Source organism: Antarcticimicrobium sediminis, assembly GCF_004348975.1.
Taxonomy (GTDB): Bacteria; Pseudomonadota; Alphaproteobacteria; order Rhodobacterales; family Rhodobacteraceae; genus Antarcticimicrobium; species Antarcticimicrobium sediminis.
Map to the genome: position 1 here is coordinate 23918 of NZ_SMFP01000014.1, position 18555 is coordinate 42472.

At 64.5% G+C, this 18555-nt stretch carries 15 protein-coding genes; 6 read left to right on the forward strand and 9 right to left on the reverse strand.

Translation table 11 applies throughout. The features are described 5' to 3' along the window. Nucleotides 1-31: 31 nt before the first annotated feature. The 4 genes from E1B25_RS17680 (at nucleotide 32) to E1B25_RS17695 (ending at nucleotide 4989) form a co-directional block, all read left to right on the forward strand. Complete coding sequence (locus E1B25_RS17680) at nucleotides 32-1999, forward strand: heme lyase CcmF/NrfE family subunit (RefSeq protein ID WP_132830924.1); 1968 nt, start codon at nucleotides 32-34, stop codon at nucleotides 1997-1999. Continuing rightward, a complete protein-coding gene (locus E1B25_RS17685; protein ID WP_132830925.1) occupies nucleotides 1996-2472 on the forward strand; it encodes a cytochrome c-type biogenesis protein in 477 nt (158 codons plus the stop codon). The genes E1B25_RS17680 and E1B25_RS17685 overlap by 4 nt, the downstream gene beginning before the upstream one ends. Before the next feature lie 91 nt (nucleotides 2473-2563). Next, nucleotides 2564-3337, forward strand: coding sequence for an enoyl-CoA hydratase-related protein (locus E1B25_RS17690; RefSeq protein WP_132830926.1), 774 nt, complete (start codon nucleotides 2564-2566; stop codon nucleotides 3335-3337). 92 nt (nucleotides 3338-3429) lie between these two features. Further along, a complete protein-coding gene (locus tag E1B25_RS17695) occupies nucleotides 3430-4989 on the forward strand; it encodes a trypsin-like peptidase domain-containing protein (protein ID WP_132830927.1) in 1560 nt (519 codons plus the stop codon). Here E1B25_RS17695 and rsmA read toward each other — a convergent pair. The 5 genes from rsmA to lptG all read right to left on the reverse strand — a co-directional run bounded on the left by rsmA (nucleotide 4986) and on the right by lptG (nucleotide 11487). Beyond that, nucleotides 4986-5825, reverse strand: coding sequence for a 16S rRNA (adenine(1518)-N(6)/adenine(1519)-N(6))-dimethyltransferase RsmA (gene rsmA, locus E1B25_RS17700; protein WP_132830928.1), 840 nt, complete (start codon nucleotides 5823-5825; stop codon nucleotides 4986-4988). The genes E1B25_RS17695 and rsmA overlap by 4 nt on opposite strands. A gap of 109 nt (nucleotides 5826-5934) precedes the next feature. Continuing rightward, the gene (gene pdxA / locus E1B25_RS17705; protein ID WP_132830929.1) at nucleotides 5935-6900 is read right to left on the reverse strand and encodes a 4-hydroxythreonine-4-phosphate dehydrogenase PdxA; all 966 of its coding nucleotides are present in this window, start codon (nucleotides 6898-6900) and stop codon (nucleotides 5935-5937) included. Continuing rightward, nucleotides 6897-8129, reverse strand: coding sequence for a peptidylprolyl isomerase (locus tag E1B25_RS17710; RefSeq protein ID WP_132830930.1), 1233 nt, complete (start codon nucleotides 8127-8129; stop codon nucleotides 6897-6899). The genes pdxA and E1B25_RS17710 overlap by 4 nt, the downstream gene beginning before the upstream one ends. Before the next feature lie 17 nt (nucleotides 8130-8146). Then, the gene (locus E1B25_RS17715; RefSeq protein WP_425358944.1) at nucleotides 8147-10306 is read right to left on the reverse strand and encodes an LPS-assembly protein LptD; all 2160 of its coding nucleotides are present in this window, start codon (nucleotides 10304-10306) and stop codon (nucleotides 8147-8149) included. Between the two features lie 83 nt (nucleotides 10307-10389). Next, nucleotides 10390-11487: an LPS export ABC transporter permease LptG gene (gene lptG, locus E1B25_RS17720; protein ID WP_132830931.1), complete on the reverse strand. Its 1098-nt coding sequence runs from the start codon at nucleotides 11485-11487 to the stop codon at nucleotides 10390-10392. 210 nt (nucleotides 11488-11697) lie between these two features. On the opposite strand from lptG, the gene E1B25_RS17725 reads away from it, so the two are divergent. Both E1B25_RS17725 and E1B25_RS17730 read left to right on the forward strand, forming a co-directional pair. Then, nucleotides 11698-13179 carry a leucyl aminopeptidase gene (locus E1B25_RS17725; protein WP_132830932.1) on the forward strand — a complete coding sequence of 494 codons (1482 nt, stop codon included), beginning with the start codon at nucleotides 11698-11700 and terminating at the stop codon, nucleotides 13177-13179. A 4-nt stretch (nucleotides 13180-13183) separates the two neighbouring features. Continuing rightward, nucleotides 13184-13642: a DNA polymerase III subunit chi gene (locus tag E1B25_RS17730; protein ID WP_132830933.1), complete on the forward strand. Its 459-nt coding sequence runs from the start codon at nucleotides 13184-13186 to the stop codon at nucleotides 13640-13642. Between the two features lie 65 nt (nucleotides 13643-13707). Here E1B25_RS17730 and E1B25_RS17735 read toward each other — a convergent pair whose 3' ends face one another. The 4 genes from E1B25_RS17735 to E1B25_RS17750 all read right to left on the reverse strand — a co-directional run bounded on the left by E1B25_RS17735 (nucleotide 13708) and on the right by E1B25_RS17750 (nucleotide 18281). Beyond that, nucleotides 13708-14289: a retropepsin-like aspartic protease family protein gene (locus E1B25_RS17735; protein WP_132830934.1), complete on the reverse strand. Its 582-nt coding sequence runs from the start codon at nucleotides 14287-14289 to the stop codon at nucleotides 13708-13710. 51 nt (nucleotides 14290-14340) lie between these two features. After that, a complete protein-coding gene (locus E1B25_RS17740; RefSeq protein ID WP_132830935.1) occupies nucleotides 14341-14973 on the reverse strand; it encodes a MarC family protein in 633 nt (210 codons plus the stop codon). 178 nt (nucleotides 14974-15151) lie between these two features. Further along, complete coding sequence (locus E1B25_RS17745) at nucleotides 15152-17110, reverse strand: MacB family efflux pump subunit (RefSeq protein WP_132830936.1); 1959 nt, start codon at nucleotides 17108-17110, stop codon at nucleotides 15152-15154. Nucleotide 17111: 1 nt separating this feature from the next. Next, entirely contained in the window at nucleotides 17112-18281 is a 1170-nt protein-coding gene (locus E1B25_RS17750) for an efflux RND transporter periplasmic adaptor subunit (RefSeq protein ID WP_132830937.1), read from the reverse strand. Nucleotides 18282-18555: the final 274 nt, after the last annotated feature.

Genomic DNA, 18555 nt, shown 5'->3' on the forward strand with positions numbered 1-18555 from the left:
TATGGCATCGTGCATGGATTAACAACGGGGCATGATTACAGAACTCGGTCACTTCGCCCTCGTGCTCGCCTTTATGGCAGCGATTGTTCAAATGGTCGTTCCCATGGTGGGCGCCCAGAAACGCTGGTCCAGTTGGATGTCGGTGGCAGAACCTGCCGCGACGTTGCAATTGCTGATGACCGGCTTTGCCTTTGCGGCGCTGATGCATGCCTTTGTCACCTCGGATTTTTCCTTGCGGGTGGTGACGATGAACAGCCATTCGGCCAAGCCGATGCTATACAAGATCAGCGGGCTTTGGGGCAACCACGAGGGGTCCATGCTGCTCTGGGTGCTGATCGTGTCGCTGTTCGGCGCGATGGCGGCCTGGTTTGGCGGCAATTTGCCGCCGACGCTGCGCGCGCGGGTGTTGTCGGTGCAGGCGGCGATCGGCGTCGCGTTCTATGGCTTTATCCTGTTCACCTCGAACCCGTTTTTGCGCCTCGCGGTGCCGCCCTTTGACGGTGAGGATCTGAACCCGCTGTTGCAGGATCCGGGTTTGGCCTTTCACCCGCCGTTTCTGTACCTTGGCTATGTCGGGCTGAGCATGTCGTTCAGCTTTGCCGTCGCCGCCCTGATCGAGGGCCGGGTGGATGCCGCTTGGGCGCGCTGGGTGCGGCCCTGGACGCTGGCGGCCTGGATCTTCCTGACCATTGGCATCGCGCTGGGATCGTGGTGGGCCTATTACGAATTGGGCTGGGGCGGGTTCTGGTTTTGGGATCCGGTCGAGAACGCCAGTTTCATGCCCTGGTTGCTGGCTGCGGCGCTGTTGCATTCGGCCATCGTGGTGGAAAAGCGCGAGGCGCTGAAAAGCTGGACCATCCTGTTGGCGATCTTGGCCTTTGGCTTTTCGCTGATCGGGACATTCATCGTCCGCTCTGGCCTGCTGACCTCGGTTCATGCCTTTGCCACCGACCCCGAGCGGGGGGTGTTCATCCTGATCATTCTGGCGGTCTTTACCGGCGGCGCACTGGTGCTGTTTGCCGCACGGGCCAGCGTGATGGAGGCGCGTGGCGTCTTCAGCATGGTCAGTCGCGAAAGCGCGCTGGTGGTCAACAATATCCTGCTGGCGGTGTCGAGCTTTGTCGTGTTCTTCGGAACGCTGTGGCCGATCGTGGCCGAGATGGCATTTGATCGCAAACTCAGCGTCGGACCGCCCTTCTTTAACTCGGCCTTCACACCCTTCATGGTGGTGTTGGGGTTGGTCCTGCCGATCGGCGCGATGCTGCCATGGAAGCGGGCGCGGCTGGGGCGGGTCATCTGGTCGCTGCGCTATGCCTTTGCGCTGGCGGTGGCCTTGGCTTTGTTGGTCTGGGCGATGCAAACCGGGCGCAGTGCGCTGGGGCCGGTGGGCGTGTTCCTGGGGACTTGGGTCGTGTCCGGGTCCGCGTTGGATCTGTGGACGCGGACCGGCCGATCTGGTGGACGCCTGAAGCGGCTTGTGCGGTTGCCACGCGCCGATTGGGGCAAATCAGCGGCCCATGCCGGTCTTGGCATCACCATCTTTGCGATTGCCGGGCTGACGGCCTGGGAGCAGGAGGACATTCGTGTTGTCCAGCTTGATGAGCCATTCACGGTGGGGGCGTATGAGCTGACCCTGACCGGGGTCGAGCAGCTGCGCGGGCCCAATTACTTCACGACCATGGGCACGGTGGTCTTGGCGCGCGATGGGAAGGTTCTGACGCAGTTGCATCCGGAAAAGCGGGTCTATCCGGTGGCGCAGATGCCGACGACCGAGGCGGCCATCGACAACGGGGTGACCCGCGATGTCTATGTGGTGATCGGGGATCAGCAGGATAATGGCGGCTGGACCGTGCGCACCTATATCAAGCCCTTTGCCAACTGGGTCTGGGGTGGTGCGTTGCTGATGGCCCTGGGCGGGCTGTTGAGCCTGAGCGATCGGCGCTTTCGCGTGGCCGCTGGCGCGCGCAAGTCTGTCCAGCAGACGGTGCCGGCAGAATGAGGCGCGTCGCAGACCTGTTTCGCGGCGCGCTTCTGGTGCTGGTCCTGATGCTCTCGGGGCCCGTGGGCGCGGTGCAACCGGATGAAATTCTGGCCGATCCGGCGATGGAAGCGCGGGCGCGCGAGATCAGCAAGGATCTGCGCTGTCTGGTGTGCCGAAACGAGAATATCGACGAATCCAACGCCGAACTGGCCCGCGATCTGCGCATTCTGGTGCGCGAACGGCTGGTGGCGGGCGACAGCAACACCGAAACCGTCGCCTTTATCGTCGATCGCTATGGCGAATATGTGCTGCTGCGCCCGACCACGATCGGGGCGAACTGGCTGCTTTGGGCGGCGGGTCCGCTGATGCTGGTGATGGCGCTGGTGATGGCGTGGTTCTATCTGCGCGGCCGATCCAGCGCGGCGCGGCCACAGGAAAGCGCCCTGACTAAGGACGAACAGGAGCGCCTGCGCCATATCCTTGAGGAGTGACGCCTAGTCGCCCTTTCCCTCGGTTCTGGCCTGCGCCACTGTCACCGCGACAGGGCGGCTAAGCCAGACAAAGCCAACGGGAGACAGGGCCATGGACTATCAGACCATCACGCTTGCGATCGAGGACGGGCTTGCCGTTCTGACGTTGAACCGGCCCGACAAGATGAACGCGATGTCGCGGCAGATGCGCGCCGAGATCACCCATGCGATGGGGCAAGTGGCGCAGCAGGCGCGGGCCGTGGTGCTGACCGGCGCCGGGACGGCCTTTTGCTCCGGGCAGGATCTGGGCGATGCTGGCGGCGGTGCCCCGGATCTGGAGCGCGTCTTGCGCGATGAATATGGTCCGATGCTGCGGGCGATCAATGACTGCCCGGTGCCGACCTTGGCGGCGGTCAATGGTCCGGCGGCCGGGGCGGGGGCAAGCCTGGCGCTGGCGACGGATGTGGTGATCGCCTCCGAGCGCGCGTATTTCCTGCAGGCCTTCACCCGGATCGGGTTGATCCCGGATGCCGGTGGAACATGGGTCCTGCCCCGGCAAATGGGTCTGGCCAAGGCGATGGGGGCGGCGCTGTTTGCCGACCGCATCCCGGCGCGACAGGCCGAGGCTTGGGGCATGATCTGGGAAGCGGTGCCAGAGGAGGATTTCGACGCCCATTGGCGCAAGCGCGCGACCTATCTGGCCGAGGGGCCTACGGTGGCCTTCGGGGCGGTGAAAACGGCGCTGCGCGGCAGTTTCGACCAGAGCCTGGAGGATCAGCTCGCGATCGAGGCGCATCTTCAGGGTAAATGCGGGCGCACTCGCGATTTCCAGGAGGGGGTTGTGGCCTTTTCCGAAAAGCGCGTGGCAAAGTTCGAAGGGCGCTGAGTGGCGCTCAGGTTTGAAACCGGGTTTGAAGCCGGGTTTGAAACTGTGCGAAAATCGTTGACAGATCCGGACATTGCGCATGCCATAGGGGCATGACAGATCTGACTGCCAGCCCCGTCGTCGCGGCGCTGGAGCATTTGACCGGCCGATGCCGCGGCGAGGTGACATGGATCACCGGTGCCCGAATCGGCCTGTGGCTGACCGGAGACGGTCGACTTGTCCCCACCGGAGAGGAAAACACCCCGCCGACGGGCGCGATGCCCGCCGCGCAATTGGCACGCAGCGGGGCAGAGTTTGATATCGAGGCCCCCGACGAGGCGCGATTGTGGGTCAATGGCGTGGCGGTTCAACAGGTGCGGTTGCGCACCGGCGATGTGATCGAGTTTGGTGAGACCGGGCCGATCGTGCGCATTCGGGTCTATGACAAGCAACACCGGCCCAACCTGTCTTTGGGCGAAATCATGGGCGATACGTTTTCTTATCTGCGCGCCAGCCGCCGCCCGTTGGCGGCGCGGGCGGCGCATGCTTCGGGTGATCTGACCCGGCGGTTGCTGCGCGAGACGACAGTGCTGTTTCGGGGGGCGGTGCTGATGATTCTGGCACTGCTCAGCGTCGCGGTGGTGCTGCAGTATCGGACCGACAAGCGCCTGCGGGCCGAGATCGAGAGCGGCGGTCTTCAGGTCGAGGCGATCTCGGCCGAAATGGCCCAAGCCCGGCGTGACGTGATCCGACAGGGGGATCTCAATGCTCTGCGCGCCGATCTGCAAAACCGGTTGGGCCGCACCACTGCGCGGCTGGAGACGCTGGAGGCGCGCTCGGAAGCGGCCCGCCGGGTGATCGGTGCGGCGCGCCCGGCGGTGGCCTTTCTTCAGGGCGGCTACGGGCTGCGCGACATCAGCAGCGGGCGGATGCTGCGTCATGTGGTGAACGCGGACGGGGTGGCGTTGCTGCAGCCCAGCGGCCAACCGGTCCTGTCGCTGACGGGAGAAGGACGGGTGGCGGAAGTACAGGTCAGTGGCACCGGCTTCGTGCTGCGCGATCCCCCCTTGCTGGTGACCAACCGGCACGTGGCCCGGCCTTGGGACGATGCGCCGGGGCTGCGTTTGGGCGGGGCCGCGCTGGAACCGGTGATGATCCGCTTTATCGCCTATTTTCCGGGACGAGTTGATCCGGTGGCGCTGCGTCTTTTGCTGGTGAGCGAGACCCGTGATCTGGCCCTGCTGGAACCCGAGAGCGACGAGACGTTGCCCCCCGGTCTGCCGTTGGCGCCTGAGCCGCCAGCCCCGGGCGACGGGGTGATCGTGATGGGGTATCCCACAGGCTTGATGTCGTTGTTGGCGCAATCAGGCGCAGACTTCGTGGCGGAGTTGCAGGCGAGCGGGGATACTGATTTCTGGCGGGTCGCCGCGAAACTGGCCGAGGCCGGGTTGATTTCGCCCCTGGCCAGTCGCGGCATTGTCGGACAGGCCACCGATGCCGCGGTGGTCTATGACGCCGAGACAACCCACGGCGGCAGCGGTGGGCCGGTTCTGACGCTGGAGGGGGCGGTGACCGCGGTCAATACCGCGATCATGCCGGAATTCGGCGGCTCCAATCTGGGCGTCCCGGCGCGCCATATCCGGGATCTGATCGCCGCCCCGTCGGGGGACTAGGCCTTTAGCGCGCGCGCCAGCGCGCAGAACCTCTCAAGGCTGACCTGTTCGGCCCGTTCCGTGGGGGGGATGCCAGCGGCCTCGAGGACCTCTTCGATATTCGGGGCCAGCCCCTTGAGCGCGGCACGCAGCATCTTGCGACGCTGGTTGAACGCGGTGGCCACCACATGCGAAAGTACCGCCGCATCCGCCGGATAGCGCGGGGCCGGCAGGGCTTCCAGATGTACCACCGCGCTCGAAACTTTGGGCGGCGGGGTAAAGGCCTCGGGCGGCAGGCTCATCACGATGCGCGCGGTGCTGCGCCACTGCGCAAGGATCGCAAGGCGGCCATAGGCCTTGGAGCCGGGCTGCGCGACGATCCGCTCGGCCACTTCGCGCTGAAACATCAGCGTCAGGCTTTGCCAGTACGGTGGCCATTCTGCCGGGGTCAGCCAGCGCACCAGCAATTCGGTGCCGATGTTATATGGCAGGTTGGCCGCCACCCGGATCGGCGGCGTGAGATGCGCCAGCGGGTCGATTTCCAGCGCGTCACCGGTGAGGATCTGCAACCGGCCCGGATAGGCCGCCGCGATCTCTTCCAGCGCGGGCAGACAGCGGGCATCCTTTTCGATTACCAGCACCCGGCGTGCCCCCTCGGCCAACAACCCACGGGTCAGCCCGCCTGGGCCGGGGCCGATTTCGAGCACGTCACATTGCGACAGATCGCCGGCCTGACGGGCGATCTTGGCGGTGAGGTTGAGATCCAACAGGAAATTCTGCCCCAGTGCCTTGCGCGCCGAAAGCTGGTGGTTGGCGATCACGTCACGCAGCGGCGGCAGGGTATCGATGACGCTCATTGCTTCCTTTCACCGCAAATATCCCCGCCGGAGGCCTGAAATCCACTGCTCCGGGAGTTGGGTTTTCCGCCTCCGGCGGGAGTATTTTCGGCCAGAAAACATCCGCAGGTCATGGAACTGTCGCCATTGTCTGGGCCAGTTTCAGGGCCGCGATCAGGCTGGTGGGGGTGGCGATGCCCTGGCCTGCGATATCGAAGGCGGTGCCGTGATCGGGCGAGGTGCGGATGAACGGCAACCCCAGCGTGACGTTGACGCCACGGTCGAAATCCAGCGTCTTGATCGGGATCAAGGCCTGATCGTGATACATGCAGATCGCGGCGTCATAGCGGGCGCGGGCGGCGGCGTGGAACATGGTGTCGGCCGGGTGCGGACCGGTCAGGGTAAAGCTGTCCTGTGGAATCTGTTCCAGCAACGGGGCGATCCAGTCGATTTCTTCCCGACCCATGACGCCGCCTTCACCGGCGTGGGGGTTGAGGCCCGCCACGGCGAGTCGCGGGTGCGCGATCCCGAGCTGCGTGCGCAGGCTTCTGGCGGTAATCTCGATGGTCTCACGCAGAAGGTCGGGGGTGAGGCGGTGCGGCACCTCGGCCAGCGCGATATGAATGGTGGTGGGCACCACGCGCAGGGTGTCGCTCGCCAACATCATCACCACCCGCTCCACCCCGCCAAGGACAGCAAGAAATTCGGTATGGCCGGGATAGGCGAACCTGGCACCGTCGATCAGCGCCTTCTTGTGGATCGGCGCGGTGCAGACGGCCGAGGTTTGGCCGGACTGGGTGAGCGCCACCGCGCGTTCGATCACGGTGATCACACCGCGCGCATTTGCCGGATCAGGCCGTCCGGGCGTGTTCACGGCGGCGAACGGGTGCGACAGCACCGGGAGCGCGGTGGCGCAGACGCTGGCGGCCTGCGCGGGATCGTCGAGTTCGACGATCGGCGTGCCGGCGGGCAGGTGGCGCGGATCGCCGATCCACACGAACGGGCAGTCGGCGCGCAGGATGTCCCAAGCGCGCGCGGCGATTTCCGGGCCGATCCCGGCAGGTTCGCCGCAGCTGAGCGCGATGGGGCGGGTCATTTCTCGACGATCAGGGCGTCGGCGCGAAGTTGCTCCAGATGGCTGGTGGCAAAGCTTTGCAGACGCTGTTCGATCAGGGCGTTGGCGATCTGGTCGCGGCTGGCTTCGGCCACCGAATCGGCGGTGCGGCCACAGAGCATGAGCAGCACAAGCGTTTGCCCGTTGTTGCGGGTCAGCGCGGTGGAGATCTCGTCGGTGTCGAGCTTTGCCAGTTCCAACGCGACGTCGCGGGGAATTTCGCGTGGCGCCTGTGTCTTGCGCTCCAGCACCTCGGGTGGCTGGTCCTTGGCGATGCCATAGAGATCGTCGCAGGTGTCGATTTGATCGGAGATCGCGCGCGCCTTGGTCAGGGCCTCGGCCGAGCGACCACCGGGTATCATGTAGCTGGCATAGTCAAGTGCGGCGTAGCGCGGTTCGCCCACCCCGGTTTCGCGGATGCCACGCATCTGGAACAGGGCGACGGCATTGGGCAGGGTCAGCGGCGCGGTAATCTCGCCTTTTTGCAGGCCCAGGATCACCGGTTGCAGCGGCGCAGGCAGGCGCGAGAGCGGCATCCAGCTGAGCCGGCCCCCCTGGGTGCGGCTGTCGGAGGCGGAGTATTGGGTCGCGGCGGCGGAAAACGCGTCATAGCCATTGACCTGAGCGATCTGCTCGGCCAGTCCGCCGACTTGGGCTGCGGTCTGCGGTGTCACCGGGATGATCACCTCGGACAGCAAGACCTGAATGCCGCTCGAGGCGCTGCCACGGCTCATGGCACGGTCGATCTCGGCATCGGACGGCCGAGCGCGTGCGCCGAATCGGGCGGCGATATAGTCGCGCCACAGCAGGTTCATCTTGACGAAATCGCGCAGCGATTGGCGCGACACGCCACCCTCGGCCAGGGCCTGGAGGACCTCATCTGTGCTCAGTTTGGTGCGCGCGGCGAATTCGTCGATGCCAGCCTTGATCTGTTCCGGGGTGAGCTCGATATCGACGGCCTTGGCGGCTTGTTGTTTCAGCCGATCCTCGATCAGTGCCGTGCGGGCCAGTTCGCCATGATTGCCCGGAGCGTTGAGCAGGCGCAGAAGCTGGGCGCGCTGTTCCAACTCGTACCGGGTGATGGCGTCACCGTTTACGGTGATGACCGGCGAGAACAGCCCTTGGGCAAGGCCGGGACGAGGAGACGTCGCAATCAGGATCAGCCCGAGCATTGCCAGCAGGCCGGTTGCGGCGCGCGTGTGCCGGTTCATGATATGTCGCAGGGGGGTCAGGATTTTCCGCATGATCGCCTGTATTTCACTGTTCCACTCTCGACGGCGAAGCCGCTGAGGGTGATGGTAAAGCCGAAATCGGTCGAAGGCTCGACACTTGTTGACGAGGTATAGTCCCGGTCGATCGAAAGGTCGACTGTCACGCATTCGTTTTGATAGATAAGGCCGACGCCCGCGCTTGAGGCGGTATCATCGGCAATGTCGTAGCGCAGATTGGCGCTGGCCGTCCAGTTCGGGTTGACCTGATAGCTGCCGTCGAACCAGAATTCGGACACTTCGGCGGTGCGGGCCTCGGCGGCGTCGATGCCGAGCCAGAGATAGGACCCGCTGAGACTGGTGCGTTTGTTGGACCAGTTGCCGCGCAGTTCGGCCTTTGAAATGTTGAACGAGTTGTCCAGCAGGCCGCGTCCGGTCAGGGACAGTCCCTGGCCGATCAGCAGTTGGCCAGCGAGCAGAAAATCGGAGGTTGTGCCAGACAGGCCCGACGTGGTCGAGAAATTCGGGTCGGCCAGCCCGCGAAAGACCTGTCCCACCGTCGCGCTGGCTTGCCAGCCAGAGGTAGCGTAGCGCGCCCAGTTCATCCCGACGGCAAGGGCTGTGCCATCCTCGCGCGTATCGGATGAGGGGAAGCGTGAGAGCGACAGCAGATTGCCCTGATCGAACTCGACAAAGCGGCTTTCGTCGATCGGGGCCGCGTCACCGTTGACGTCACTCCAGCCGAGTTGGACCAGCGGTTCAAGAAAATGGGTGACGCCGCCCGCGCCGCTGCGCGTCATCGGATAGCGCAAGGACAGCGCGGCCTCTGGCGTGCTGCGGCTGATTGTGTCGGGATAGGTGGTGTCGTCGCCGATCTTGAACCAGTCGGCCGAGACGCCCATGAGCCAGTCGGCCCGCAAACCGGAATTGAAGATCCAGTTGCGCCGCCATTGAGCTTCGACGGTTGTGCGGGTCACGTCGCGCCCGACGATGTTTGCCTCAGAGGTGCGCCGATAGCCGCGCATGTCGACCCCCAGCCGCAGTTCGCCGCCCAGATTCTCGGGAAAGAGGCGCTGTTCAAAAGCGAACTCTGCGATCCGTGTCGGCAAAAGCGACTCGTCTTCGCCGTCGATCAGGGAATCGTAATGGATCACCGCCGAGTGGAAGGACGTGTCGCGTGTCGTCCGCGTCAGCTCGAGCGCGCTTTTCAGCCGGTCATAATCGGTCAGGCCATAGTCCGACAGATAGGCATTGTCCGAGGCGGTCTTGACGTCAAAGCTGAGCTTGTACCGGTTGGGCAGATCAAAGCTGCCGGTGCCGAAGAAATAGCCGCGATTGTCGCTGGGGATCAGCTCGTCGCGGGTAAAGGCGCCTTCAAGCTCGATCTTGCCGCGGCGGAAGGCCTGACGATAGCGCAGTCCCAACGTCTTGGTCTGCGACGACAGATAGGGGGTGACGGTCAGATCCTTGTGATCGCCGATGCGAAAGAAATAGGGCACCTTGATGCCGGTGCTCAGCTGCGAAGTGGTGCGGATCGTCGGGACCAGAAAGCCGGTGGCGCGTTCAAGCGAGGGGTCGGGCAGGCGCAGCGCCGGAAAGTAGAACACCGGAACGTCAAGCACCCGCAATTGCGCGTTCTCGAAATAGAGTTGCTGCTCTTGCTGGTCGTGGATCACGCTGCTGGCGCGGATCTGCCAGAGCGGCGGGCGGCCGTCTTCGCAGACATGGCAGGAGGTGACGGTGGTCTTGTAAAGCTGGGTATAGCGGCCGCCAACGCGGACCATTTGCAGCGCGGCCAGTTGCACCTGCTGGTCAAACACCATGCGGGCCCCGCGCAGGAGTCCGTTGCTCAGGTCACGGTCCATTTCGGCGGCATCGGCCAGCACGGTGATGGTGTCGCCCTGATCAATGCGGATCGGCCCCTCGATCGAGAGCTTTCCTGATCCGCGGTCAAATGTGATGCGCTGCGCGCGCAGGCGGGTGTCGCCCTGAAACGCCTCGACGTTGCCCTCGGCCACCAATGTGCGATCACGGCTGATAAAGACGCGGTCGGCCACCAGCATCGCTGGCGGGGCGAGTTCGGTTTCGCTTGCTCCGGGCAGGATCGGCTGGGCTCGCGCCGCTCCGGCGAAGCTCAGGCCGAGGGTGCAGACAAAGGCCCAAACAAAACTATTGCCCAGCGCCGCGAGGGACGCCGAGACAGTTCCCGAGACAGACCTCAAGGAAGTTCCCGAGACCGGGGCAGATATGAAAGCGCGTGGTTTCACCCGTCCTCCGCATGCAAAAGAAGGCCAAGAGACAGGAACAGCGCGGCCAAGGGTGGGGCCCAGGCGGCCAGCGCAACGGGGATCTGTCCGTTTTCGCCCAGAATCTGGGCAAAGTTTCGGATGAAATAAAGCGCGAACCCCAGCAGCACCGCCGAGAGAACCGCCAAGCCGGTGCCGCCAAAGCGGGTGTGGCGCATGGTGAAGGCGGCGCCGACCAGCACCATCGCCACCAGAAACAGCGGTCGGGCCAGTTCAACCTGATACCAGACCTCGTGTCGGCGGGTCGAAAACCCGGCGAGGGCGAGTTGGCGGATGGTCGCGGGCAAGGCATAGATCGACACGCCGGCCGGCCGGCCCAGGCTGTCGCGAATGCGTGCAGGGGTCAGTGTGGTGGGGATGCGCAGGGTGTCGTGACGGGCGGCAGAGGCCTCGGGATTGAGCCCGGCGGCCAGCGGCCAGACCTTGGCCTTGCTCAGCACCCAGTCCGTTCCTTGCAACTGGGCGCTTTCGGCGGTGATGCGGCGCACCGGGCTGCCCTCCGGGGCATAGGTCAGGATCGTCACATCATAGAGTGTCACCGCATCGCCGCCATGGCCGGTCGCGTGGATCACGGATTGGCCTTGCGGGCTGCCCTGACGCAGCCATATCCCCTCGCCGCTGAGCGAGAGCACCGACAGGCCGCTGCCGTGGAACCGCTCGGACAGCTGGTTGTAGCGGTTCGATGTGCCGGCGACGATCGGATTGAGCGTGGTCACGGTCAGCCCGCCGATCACCAGTGCGACGGCGACGGGCGCGGCCAGCGCGCGCAGGCCAGAGCGTCCGATGGCGCGGGTGATCACCAGTTCGCTGCTGCGGGCCAGCCCGACAAAAAGCACGATGGTGGAGAGAATCATCAGCAGCGGCAGCATCTGGCTCATCGCACCGGGGGCGCTGAGCAGGGTCAGCCGGATCAACTGGCCTGCGCCCACATCCAGCCCCTCGAACCGGCGAATCTGTTCGATCAGGTCGATCAGCAGGATCAGCGTCAGAAAGACGGTCGCGATGACGGCAAAGGCCTGCAGAAAGCGCCGGGCGAAATAGCGGTCGAGAATCATGCGGGCGCCCCTTTGGCACCCGTCATGACAGACAGCAGATCAGGCGACGGCATAGTGCCGCTGTCACGTACTGGCACTGCAATCCCCCCGGAGCTGGCCTTGATTTTGGACGGACCATAATCCAATTGCCAGCCGGGGAAAACTGCTATCTGGTCATTGCGCGACCTGCGCGTTACCTATGTCCAAGCCCGGAAAATTCAGGAGAACCGCATGACACGCCCGACACCAATCCGCTTTGCCGAACTTGATCTTGATGGCCTGGCCGGGGCTGCCGGGCGGGTGGCTGTGACCATAACGCCCGAGGGTAAAATGGACCCTGCGGCGCGGCGTGTGAACCGTCTGAGCAAGGGCGCGCTGGCGCGGCTGGTCGAAAGCGCAGGGTTCCAGAAGGTGAGCAGCGGCGAGGTGATCTCACTGGCGTGGCCGGCAGGTATGGTGGCCGAGGCGCTGGACATTCTGGTGTTGTCGCGTGGCGGCGACGCGGTGGCCGCGCGCAAGGGCGGCGCGGCGCTGGCGAAACAGGCTGGGGGCGCGTCGGTGCTGCTGGCGCTGGGGGCTGGCTATCGGCAGGCGGCGGCGCTGGTGCAGGGGATGGCCCTGCGCGGCTATGAATTTGACGTGCACAAGACCGCGCCCGAGGGCAAGGCCCCCGCAGGCGAGATCACGGTGATGTCGCCCAAGTCCGACGAGTTGAAAGCGCAGGCGGCGCCGCTGCTGGCAGTGGCCGAAGGGGTGTTCATGACCCGCGATCTGGTCAATGAGCCGTCCAACGTGCTGACCACCACCGAATTCGCCGCGCGGCTGGAAGAGATGCGCACGCTGGGGCTCGAGGTCGAGGTTCTAGACGAGCCGGAGCTGGAAAAGCTGGGTATGCGCACACTTCTGAGCGTCGGGCAGGGCTCGGCCACCCCGACCAAGGTGGTGGTGATGCAGTGGAAGGGGGGCGACCCCGATGCCGCGCCGCTGGCGTTGATCGGCAAGGGCGTGGTGTTTGACACCGGTGGTATCAGCATCAAGCCCGCCGCCGGCATGGAAGACATGACCATGGACATGGGCGGCGCGGGCGTGGTGGCCGGTACCTTGCGCGCGCTGGCGCTGCGCAAGGCGAAAGCCAACGTGGTGGGCGTTGTCGGACTGGTCGAGAACATGCCCTCGGGCACAGCCACCCGTCCGGGTGACGTGGTGAAATCCATGAAGGGTGACACTGTCGAGATCATCAACACCGATGCCGAGGGGCGTTTGGTGCTCTGTGACGTGATGTGGTACGCGCAGGAGCGGTTCAAGCCGGTCGGCATGATCGATCTGGCAACGCTGACCGGTGCGATCATCATCGGGCTGGGGCATGAGAATGCCGGGGTCTTTTCCAACGACGACGCGCTGTGCGGCGATTTCCTCAAGGCGGCCGCGGCAGAGGGCGAGGGGGCTTGGCGGATGCCGCTGGGCAAGGCCTATGACGATATGCTGAAATCGCGCATCGCGGATGTGAAGAACGTCGGCGGGCGCCCGGCGGGGTCGATCACCGCTGCACAGTTTCTGCAGCGTTTTGTACAAGAGGGCACGCCGTGGATTCACCTCGACATCGCCGGTGTGGCGCTGATCAAGGAGGGCACGGATCTGGCGCCCAAGGGGGCGACCGGCTGGGGCGTCATGGCGCTGGACCGGTTGGTTCGGGACCGGTTCGAAGCCGCTTGAGATCATGGGCGCCGCGTATTTCTATCAGCTGACCCGCCGCCCGCTGGAGCAAACCCTGCCGCTGCTGCTGGACAAGGCGCGCGCGGCGGGCTGGCGGATCGTGGTGCGCGGCTCGGATGCGGGCCGGTTGGACTGGCTTGACGAAAAATTGTGGCAGGGGGCCGAAGACGGGTTCCTGCCGCATGGGCGCGCGGGCGGGCCGCATGACGCGGATCAGCCGATCTTGTTGACGACAGCGGCGCAGTCGCCCAATTCGCCTGCCTGTCTGATGACGGTGGACGGGGCCGAGGTGACGCCGGAGGAGGTGACGGCGCTGGAGCGGGTCTGTATCCTGTTCGATGGCTTTGATCCCGAAGCGCTGAACCGGGCCCGCGGCCAGTGGAAAACGCTGACTACTGCGGGCTGTTCGGCGCAGTACTGGTCCGAGGACTCCGGTCGCTGGGAGAAAAAGGCCGAGAAGTAGGGGATGGGGCTTTGAGCCCTGTGTCGGGGGGCGGTTCTTGGGCGCGGCCCCCGGTCGCGCGGGCGCTAGCGTTCAAGCACCAGAGTGCGACCGGTGATTTCAATCCGCCCCCAGCGTTCCAGATAGGACATGCCCAAAAGCGACTGGTCCATTTCGCCCTGATGCACCCAGGCGCGGATATTGCGGTCGGTGACCGGGCCAAGGCCGATCCGCTTCAATTGCACCGCCGCCGTGCGCACCATGCCATTGGCGGTATTTGCCCGCCCGGTATAGGCCAGATCTGTGATGTCGATCCCGGCTTTGCGGGCATCCTTGGTGCTGAGAACAACGGCGCTGGCGCCGGTATCGACCATGAAATTCACCGGCGCGTCATTGACCAGAAGCGTGAGATAGAAATGCCCGTCCGGTGCACGCGTGGCCTCGATCCGGCCCTCGGTCGCCACGGCGGCGCGGCCCGGCATGGCCGTGCGCCGGATATCGTCCCACAGCCCCACGACGGCGATCACGGCAAGAAAGATCAGCACCCAGCCCATCGCCTGTTGCAAGGTGCGCCCGAGCGTCTGGCGATTGGACACAATCATCCAGACGATCAGAACGCTGCCCAACAGCCCCAGATAGACCAGACTGCCCAGATCCCAACTGCTCATACCGGTGACCTCCGAAACCTCTTTCAGGACATGTAAGCCGTGCCGGCGCGGTTACCAGTTGGCCAGCCCGAATGTGCGCAACCCATCCAACACGAACTGCACCGAAAGCGCCGCCAGAAGCATGCCGAGTAGGCGCGAGATGACGTTGATCCCGGTCTTGCCCATGGCGCGTTCAAACAACCCGGCCGAGAGAAACAGCAGGAACAACAGGGCCAGAACCGCCAGCATGACCCCCACGACCGTCGCCAGTCCGGCCAGCCCCGGTTTCTGGCCCGCCAGTAGGATAACGGACGCAATAGAGCCGGGCCCGGCGATCAACGGGATTGCCAGTGGAAAGACCGAAGGATCTTGACCGTCGTCTTCCTCGTCGGCTTCTTCGGCCTGCCCGGCGCGCCGCTTGCTGCGGCGTTCAAACAGCATGTCAAGCGCGGTGAGGAACAGCAGGATGCCCCCAGCGATGCGGAAGGCGGCCATGGAAATGCCGGCAAAGCCCAGAACCGCCTCGCCAAAGCTTGCAAACAGCGTGAGCAGCACCGCCGCCGTCAAGCAGGCGCGCAGGCTGATGGCCCGGCGTTGCGCTTGGGTCATGCCCTGCGTCAGGGCCACGAAAAGCGGGGTCAGACCGATCGGGTCCATGATCACGAAAAGCGTGACGAAGGTGGTGATCAGGAACGCGGTGTCCATGGCTGTCCTTGTGTTGACCTCGCCGCAGAATGGCCCGGCGATCCGCAAAGATAAACCCCCGGGTGAGGCGGTGAGGTGGCGGGCGCGTCTATGTGGCGTGCCTCCGGCGCGGGCGGTCACATCCTCACGCGCCATCCCTGCAGGTTTGCGCAAGATCCGCCCCGTCGCCCGCTGTCGCTTACTCGCGGCTGAGCGCCACCACCGGGTCGAGCTTGGCCGCCGAACGTGCAGGCAGGAAGCCGAAGGTAATCCCGATCAGGGTCGAGGACAGAAAGGCCGCTACGATTGCGGTGGCCGAGAAACTCAACTGCATATCGGCGGAAAAATACCCCACCATCTGCCCGCCGATCAGCGCCACTGCGATCCCCAGCACGCCGCCGGTCAGGCAGACCAGCACCGCCTCGATGAGGAATTGCGCGACGATATCCGAGCGCCGCGCCCCGATCGCGATGCGCACGCCGATCTCTTTTGTGCGCTCGGTCACCGAGACCAGCATGATGTTCATCACCCCGATCCCGCCGACGATCAGCGAGATCACCGCGATCATCGCCACCAGCAGGGTCAGTGTCTCGGTGGTCGAGGTTATCGTGTCGCGGATGGTGTCGGTATTGATCAGGAAGAAATCCTTGGTGCCGTGGCGGGTACTCAGCAGATCAGAGATCTCCTGCTCGGCCAGCGCGGTGTCGTAATCATCGCTCACCCGCACCTCTACGCTGTCGAGGTGGTTCTGCCCCGAAATCCGCGCCATCACCGTGGTATAGGGCACCCAGACATTGAGCGATTCCGGCCCGAAGCTTGCCCCGCTTGAGCGCACCACGCCGATCACCCGTACCGGAACGCCGCCCAGCATCAGCACCTTGCCCACCGGGTCAACATCGGCGTCAAAGAAGGTGTTTCGCGTGTCCTCGTCAACCACCCCGACCTGGGCGCGGTTGATGACATCTTCGGGGCCGAAGGTGGCGCCGGTCACGGTGACGTAGTTGTGGACCTGGAAGTAATCCCCGCTCACCCCGTTGATCGAAGCCTCCGAGGAGGTGTTGCGATAAACCACCGTCCGGGGGGCGGCGACCGAGGGTGAGACGCTGTCGGCATAGGGTTGCAGCGCCAGCGCATCGGCATCCGACGGCTTCAGCGTCTGCACCTTATTGGCGCCGCGCGCCCCAAACCCCGTGCCAGAGCGAACGGTGATCGTGCTGGTCCCGAGCGAGGAGATGTTGTCGAGCACCTTCTGTTGCGTCCCGGTCCCAAGCGCCACCACCAGCACCACCGAGGCAATGCCGATGATGATCCCGAGCATCGTCAGCACCGAGCGCACCCGATGCGCGAGCAGCGCCTTGAGCGACATGTCAAAGGCCTCGCGCAGCCGCAACAGCGCCGCCCCCGCACCCGGTTTCACGGGCGTGCGCTGCAGCCGTTTGACACCTGCGGCGTGTTCGGGGGCGGTTTTCGTATCGGTCTTGGTATCCGAGACGATCCGCCCGTCGCTGATTTCGATCGTGCGATGGGCGTGTTTGGCGACCTCCGGGTCATGGGTGACCATGACGATGGTGTGGCCCTTGCGGTTCAGATCCAGCAGCAAATCGATCAGTTCTTTTGAGCTTTTCGTGTCCAGCGCCCCGGTCGGTTCATCCGCAAGGATCACCTCGCCCCCATTCATCAGTGCGCGCGCCACCGAGACCCGCTGCTGCTGACCGCCTGAAAGCGCGCCGGGCCGGTGGTCCAGCCGCTCTGCCAGGCCGAGTTGGCCCAGCAGGTCAGAGGCCCGCGCATGTCGGTCCGCGCGGCTTTCCCCGGCATAGATCGCGGGCACCTCGACATTGCCCACCGCGTCGAGATCAGGCAGCAGCTGATAGCGCTGGAAGATGAAGCCGAAATGCTCGCGCCGCAACTGGGCGAGCTGATCCGGGTCGAGCTGGCTGACATCCTGCCCGGCAAACCTGTAGCTGCCCGAACTTGCCCGGTCGAGGCAGCCAAGGATGTTCATCAGGGTCGATTTGCCCGAACCCGATGCGCCGATGATCGCCACCAGTTCGCCCGGCCAGATGTCGATGTCGACATCGCGCAGGATGGTGACCGTCTCGTCGCCGGCCTGGAAGCTGCGCGAGATGCCGCGCGCGGAAATCAGGGGATCGCTCATGTCACATCCCTATCCCCCGCGGCATGCGCGGAGGGGTGTCCCGCGTTGTCTTGGCGGCGGTGACGGTGGTGCCAGTGACCACCCTGTCGCCTTCGCTCAGCCCGGATTTGATCTCGGCCACGACCTTGTTGTTCAGCCCGACCTCGACCGGCTGCACCTTGGTGGTGCCGCTGGCCGGATCGTAGAGCTTCACCGTATAGCCCTGAGGCCGCTTGGACAGCGCCGAGGAGGGCACGGTCAGCACATCCTCCGCCCGGTCGAGAATGATCGAGACTTCGGCGGTCATGCCGATACGCAGCAGATGATCGGGATTGTCCACCTCCAGCAAGCCGTTGTAATAAATCGCCTCGTCGCTTGAAATCGTGTCGCTGTCCTCGATCTCCGACGGCGCGGGTTCGACATCGCGCACGGTGGCGGTGAACTGGTGATCAGGTTCGCCCAGAATGGTGAACAGCACCTGCTGCGCGGGTTTCACATGCACCACGTCGGCCTCGGATATTTCGGCCTTCACCACCATCTTGTCCAGCTCGGCAATCTTGACGATTGTCGGCGCGCTTTGCGTGGCGTTCACCGTCTGGCCCTCGTCATTGACGATCGCCACCACGGTGCCCGAGATCGGTGCGGTGATCTTGGTCCGATCCAGCGCAATCTGCGCGGTCGAAACCGTGACCTCGACGCTTGCTTTCTGCGCGTCCAGCGCGTCAAGCTCGGCCTTGTAGACGTCCACATCGGCTTGCGCCGTCTCAAGATCCTCCTTCGAAACGTAATCCGAGGTGATCAATTTTGTTTGCCGCGCCAACGTCCGTTCGGCCTTAATCAAGCTGGCCTTCTTTGCGGCGATCTGGGCCTTGATATTGGCCAGGTTCGCCTTTGCCGTCAGCACATCGTTCTGTTGGTCCTGACTGTCGATCTGCGCGATCAGTTCGCCTTTCTTGACCTCGTCCCCAAGTGCGACCGCCAGCGTTTCAATCTGCCCCGAGACCCGGGCGCCAACGCTGACCAACTGCTTGGCCTCCATCGTGCCCGAGGCCAGCACCGATTCCTCGACCGTGCCGCGCGTGACCGTCGCCGTGGTCGGGGGCGCCGCGTTTTCGCTGCCGGTGAAATAGAACCAGCCGCCAACCACCGCCGCCACCAAGACGAGCGGAACCAAGATGCGTATCGTTTTCATGGGCTAAGGGCCTTTCGGGCAGAAACTTTCGAACAATGTAAGTGATACGACGGACGCCGGCGCTTCCGTCGAGGTGACGTAGGGTCACCCTTCCCAAAATGGACGAGGGGGGCGGGGACGCGCAAGCCGAGCCCCCTGTCACTTGTTTCAAGTGCGGGGCACGCGCATAGACAGTTGGCGAAACCGGCCCAATCCCACCTTTCGCCGCGTGTCATAGCGTGCTCGTAACATCGGCCTTTGCCGCAGCGCTGCTTTCGGACATTTGCCGTTTTCG

Bases quoted from the DNA above. Each gene is read 5' to 3' on its own strand.
- E1B25_RS17685 (WP_132830925.1), top strand. From the start codon at position 1,996: ATGAGGCGCGTCGCAGACCTGTTTCGCGGCGCGCTTCTGGTGCTGGTC.
- E1B25_RS17750 (WP_132830937.1), bottom strand. From the start codon at position 18,281: ATGAAAACGATACGCATCTTGGTTCCGCTCGTCTTGGTGGCGGCGGTG.
- E1B25_RS17735 (WP_132830934.1), bottom strand. From the start codon at position 14,289: ATGAGCAGTTGGGATCTGGGCAGTCTGGTCTATCTGGGGCTGTTGGGC.
- E1B25_RS17745 (WP_132830936.1), bottom strand. From the start codon at position 17,110: ATGAGCGATCCCCTGATTTCCGCGCGCGGCATCTCGCGCAGCTTCCAG.
- E1B25_RS17730 (WP_132830933.1), top strand. From the start codon at position 13,184: ATGGGCGCCGCGTATTTCTATCAGCTGACCCGCCGCCCGCTGGAGCAA.
- E1B25_RS17740 (WP_132830935.1), bottom strand. From the start codon at position 14,973: ATGGACACCGCGTTCCTGATCACCACCTTCGTCACGCTTTTCGTGATC.
- lptG (WP_132830931.1), bottom strand. From the start codon at position 11,487: ATGATTCTCGACCGCTATTTCGCCCGGCGCTTTCTGCAGGCCTTTGCC.
- E1B25_RS17680 (WP_132830924.1), top strand. From the start codon at position 32: ATGATTACAGAACTCGGTCACTTCGCCCTCGTGCTCGCCTTTATGGCA.
- E1B25_RS17710 (WP_132830930.1), bottom strand. From the start codon at position 8,129: ATGAACCGGCACACGCGCGCCGCAACCGGCCTGCTGGCAATGCTCGGG.
- E1B25_RS17725 (WP_132830932.1), top strand. From the start codon at position 11,698: ATGACACGCCCGACACCAATCCGCTTTGCCGAACTTGATCTTGATGGC.
- E1B25_RS17690 (WP_132830926.1), top strand. From the start codon at position 2,564: ATGGACTATCAGACCATCACGCTTGCGATCGAGGACGGGCTTGCCGTT.
- rsmA (WP_132830928.1), bottom strand. From the start codon at position 5,825: ATGAGCGTCATCGATACCCTGCCGCCGCTGCGTGACGTGATCGCCAAC.
- E1B25_RS17695 (WP_132830927.1), top strand. From the start codon at position 3,430: ATGACAGATCTGACTGCCAGCCCCGTCGTCGCGGCGCTGGAGCATTTG.
- pdxA (WP_132830929.1), bottom strand. From the start codon at position 6,900: ATGACCCGCCCCATCGCGCTCAGCTGCGGCGAACCTGCCGGGATCGGC.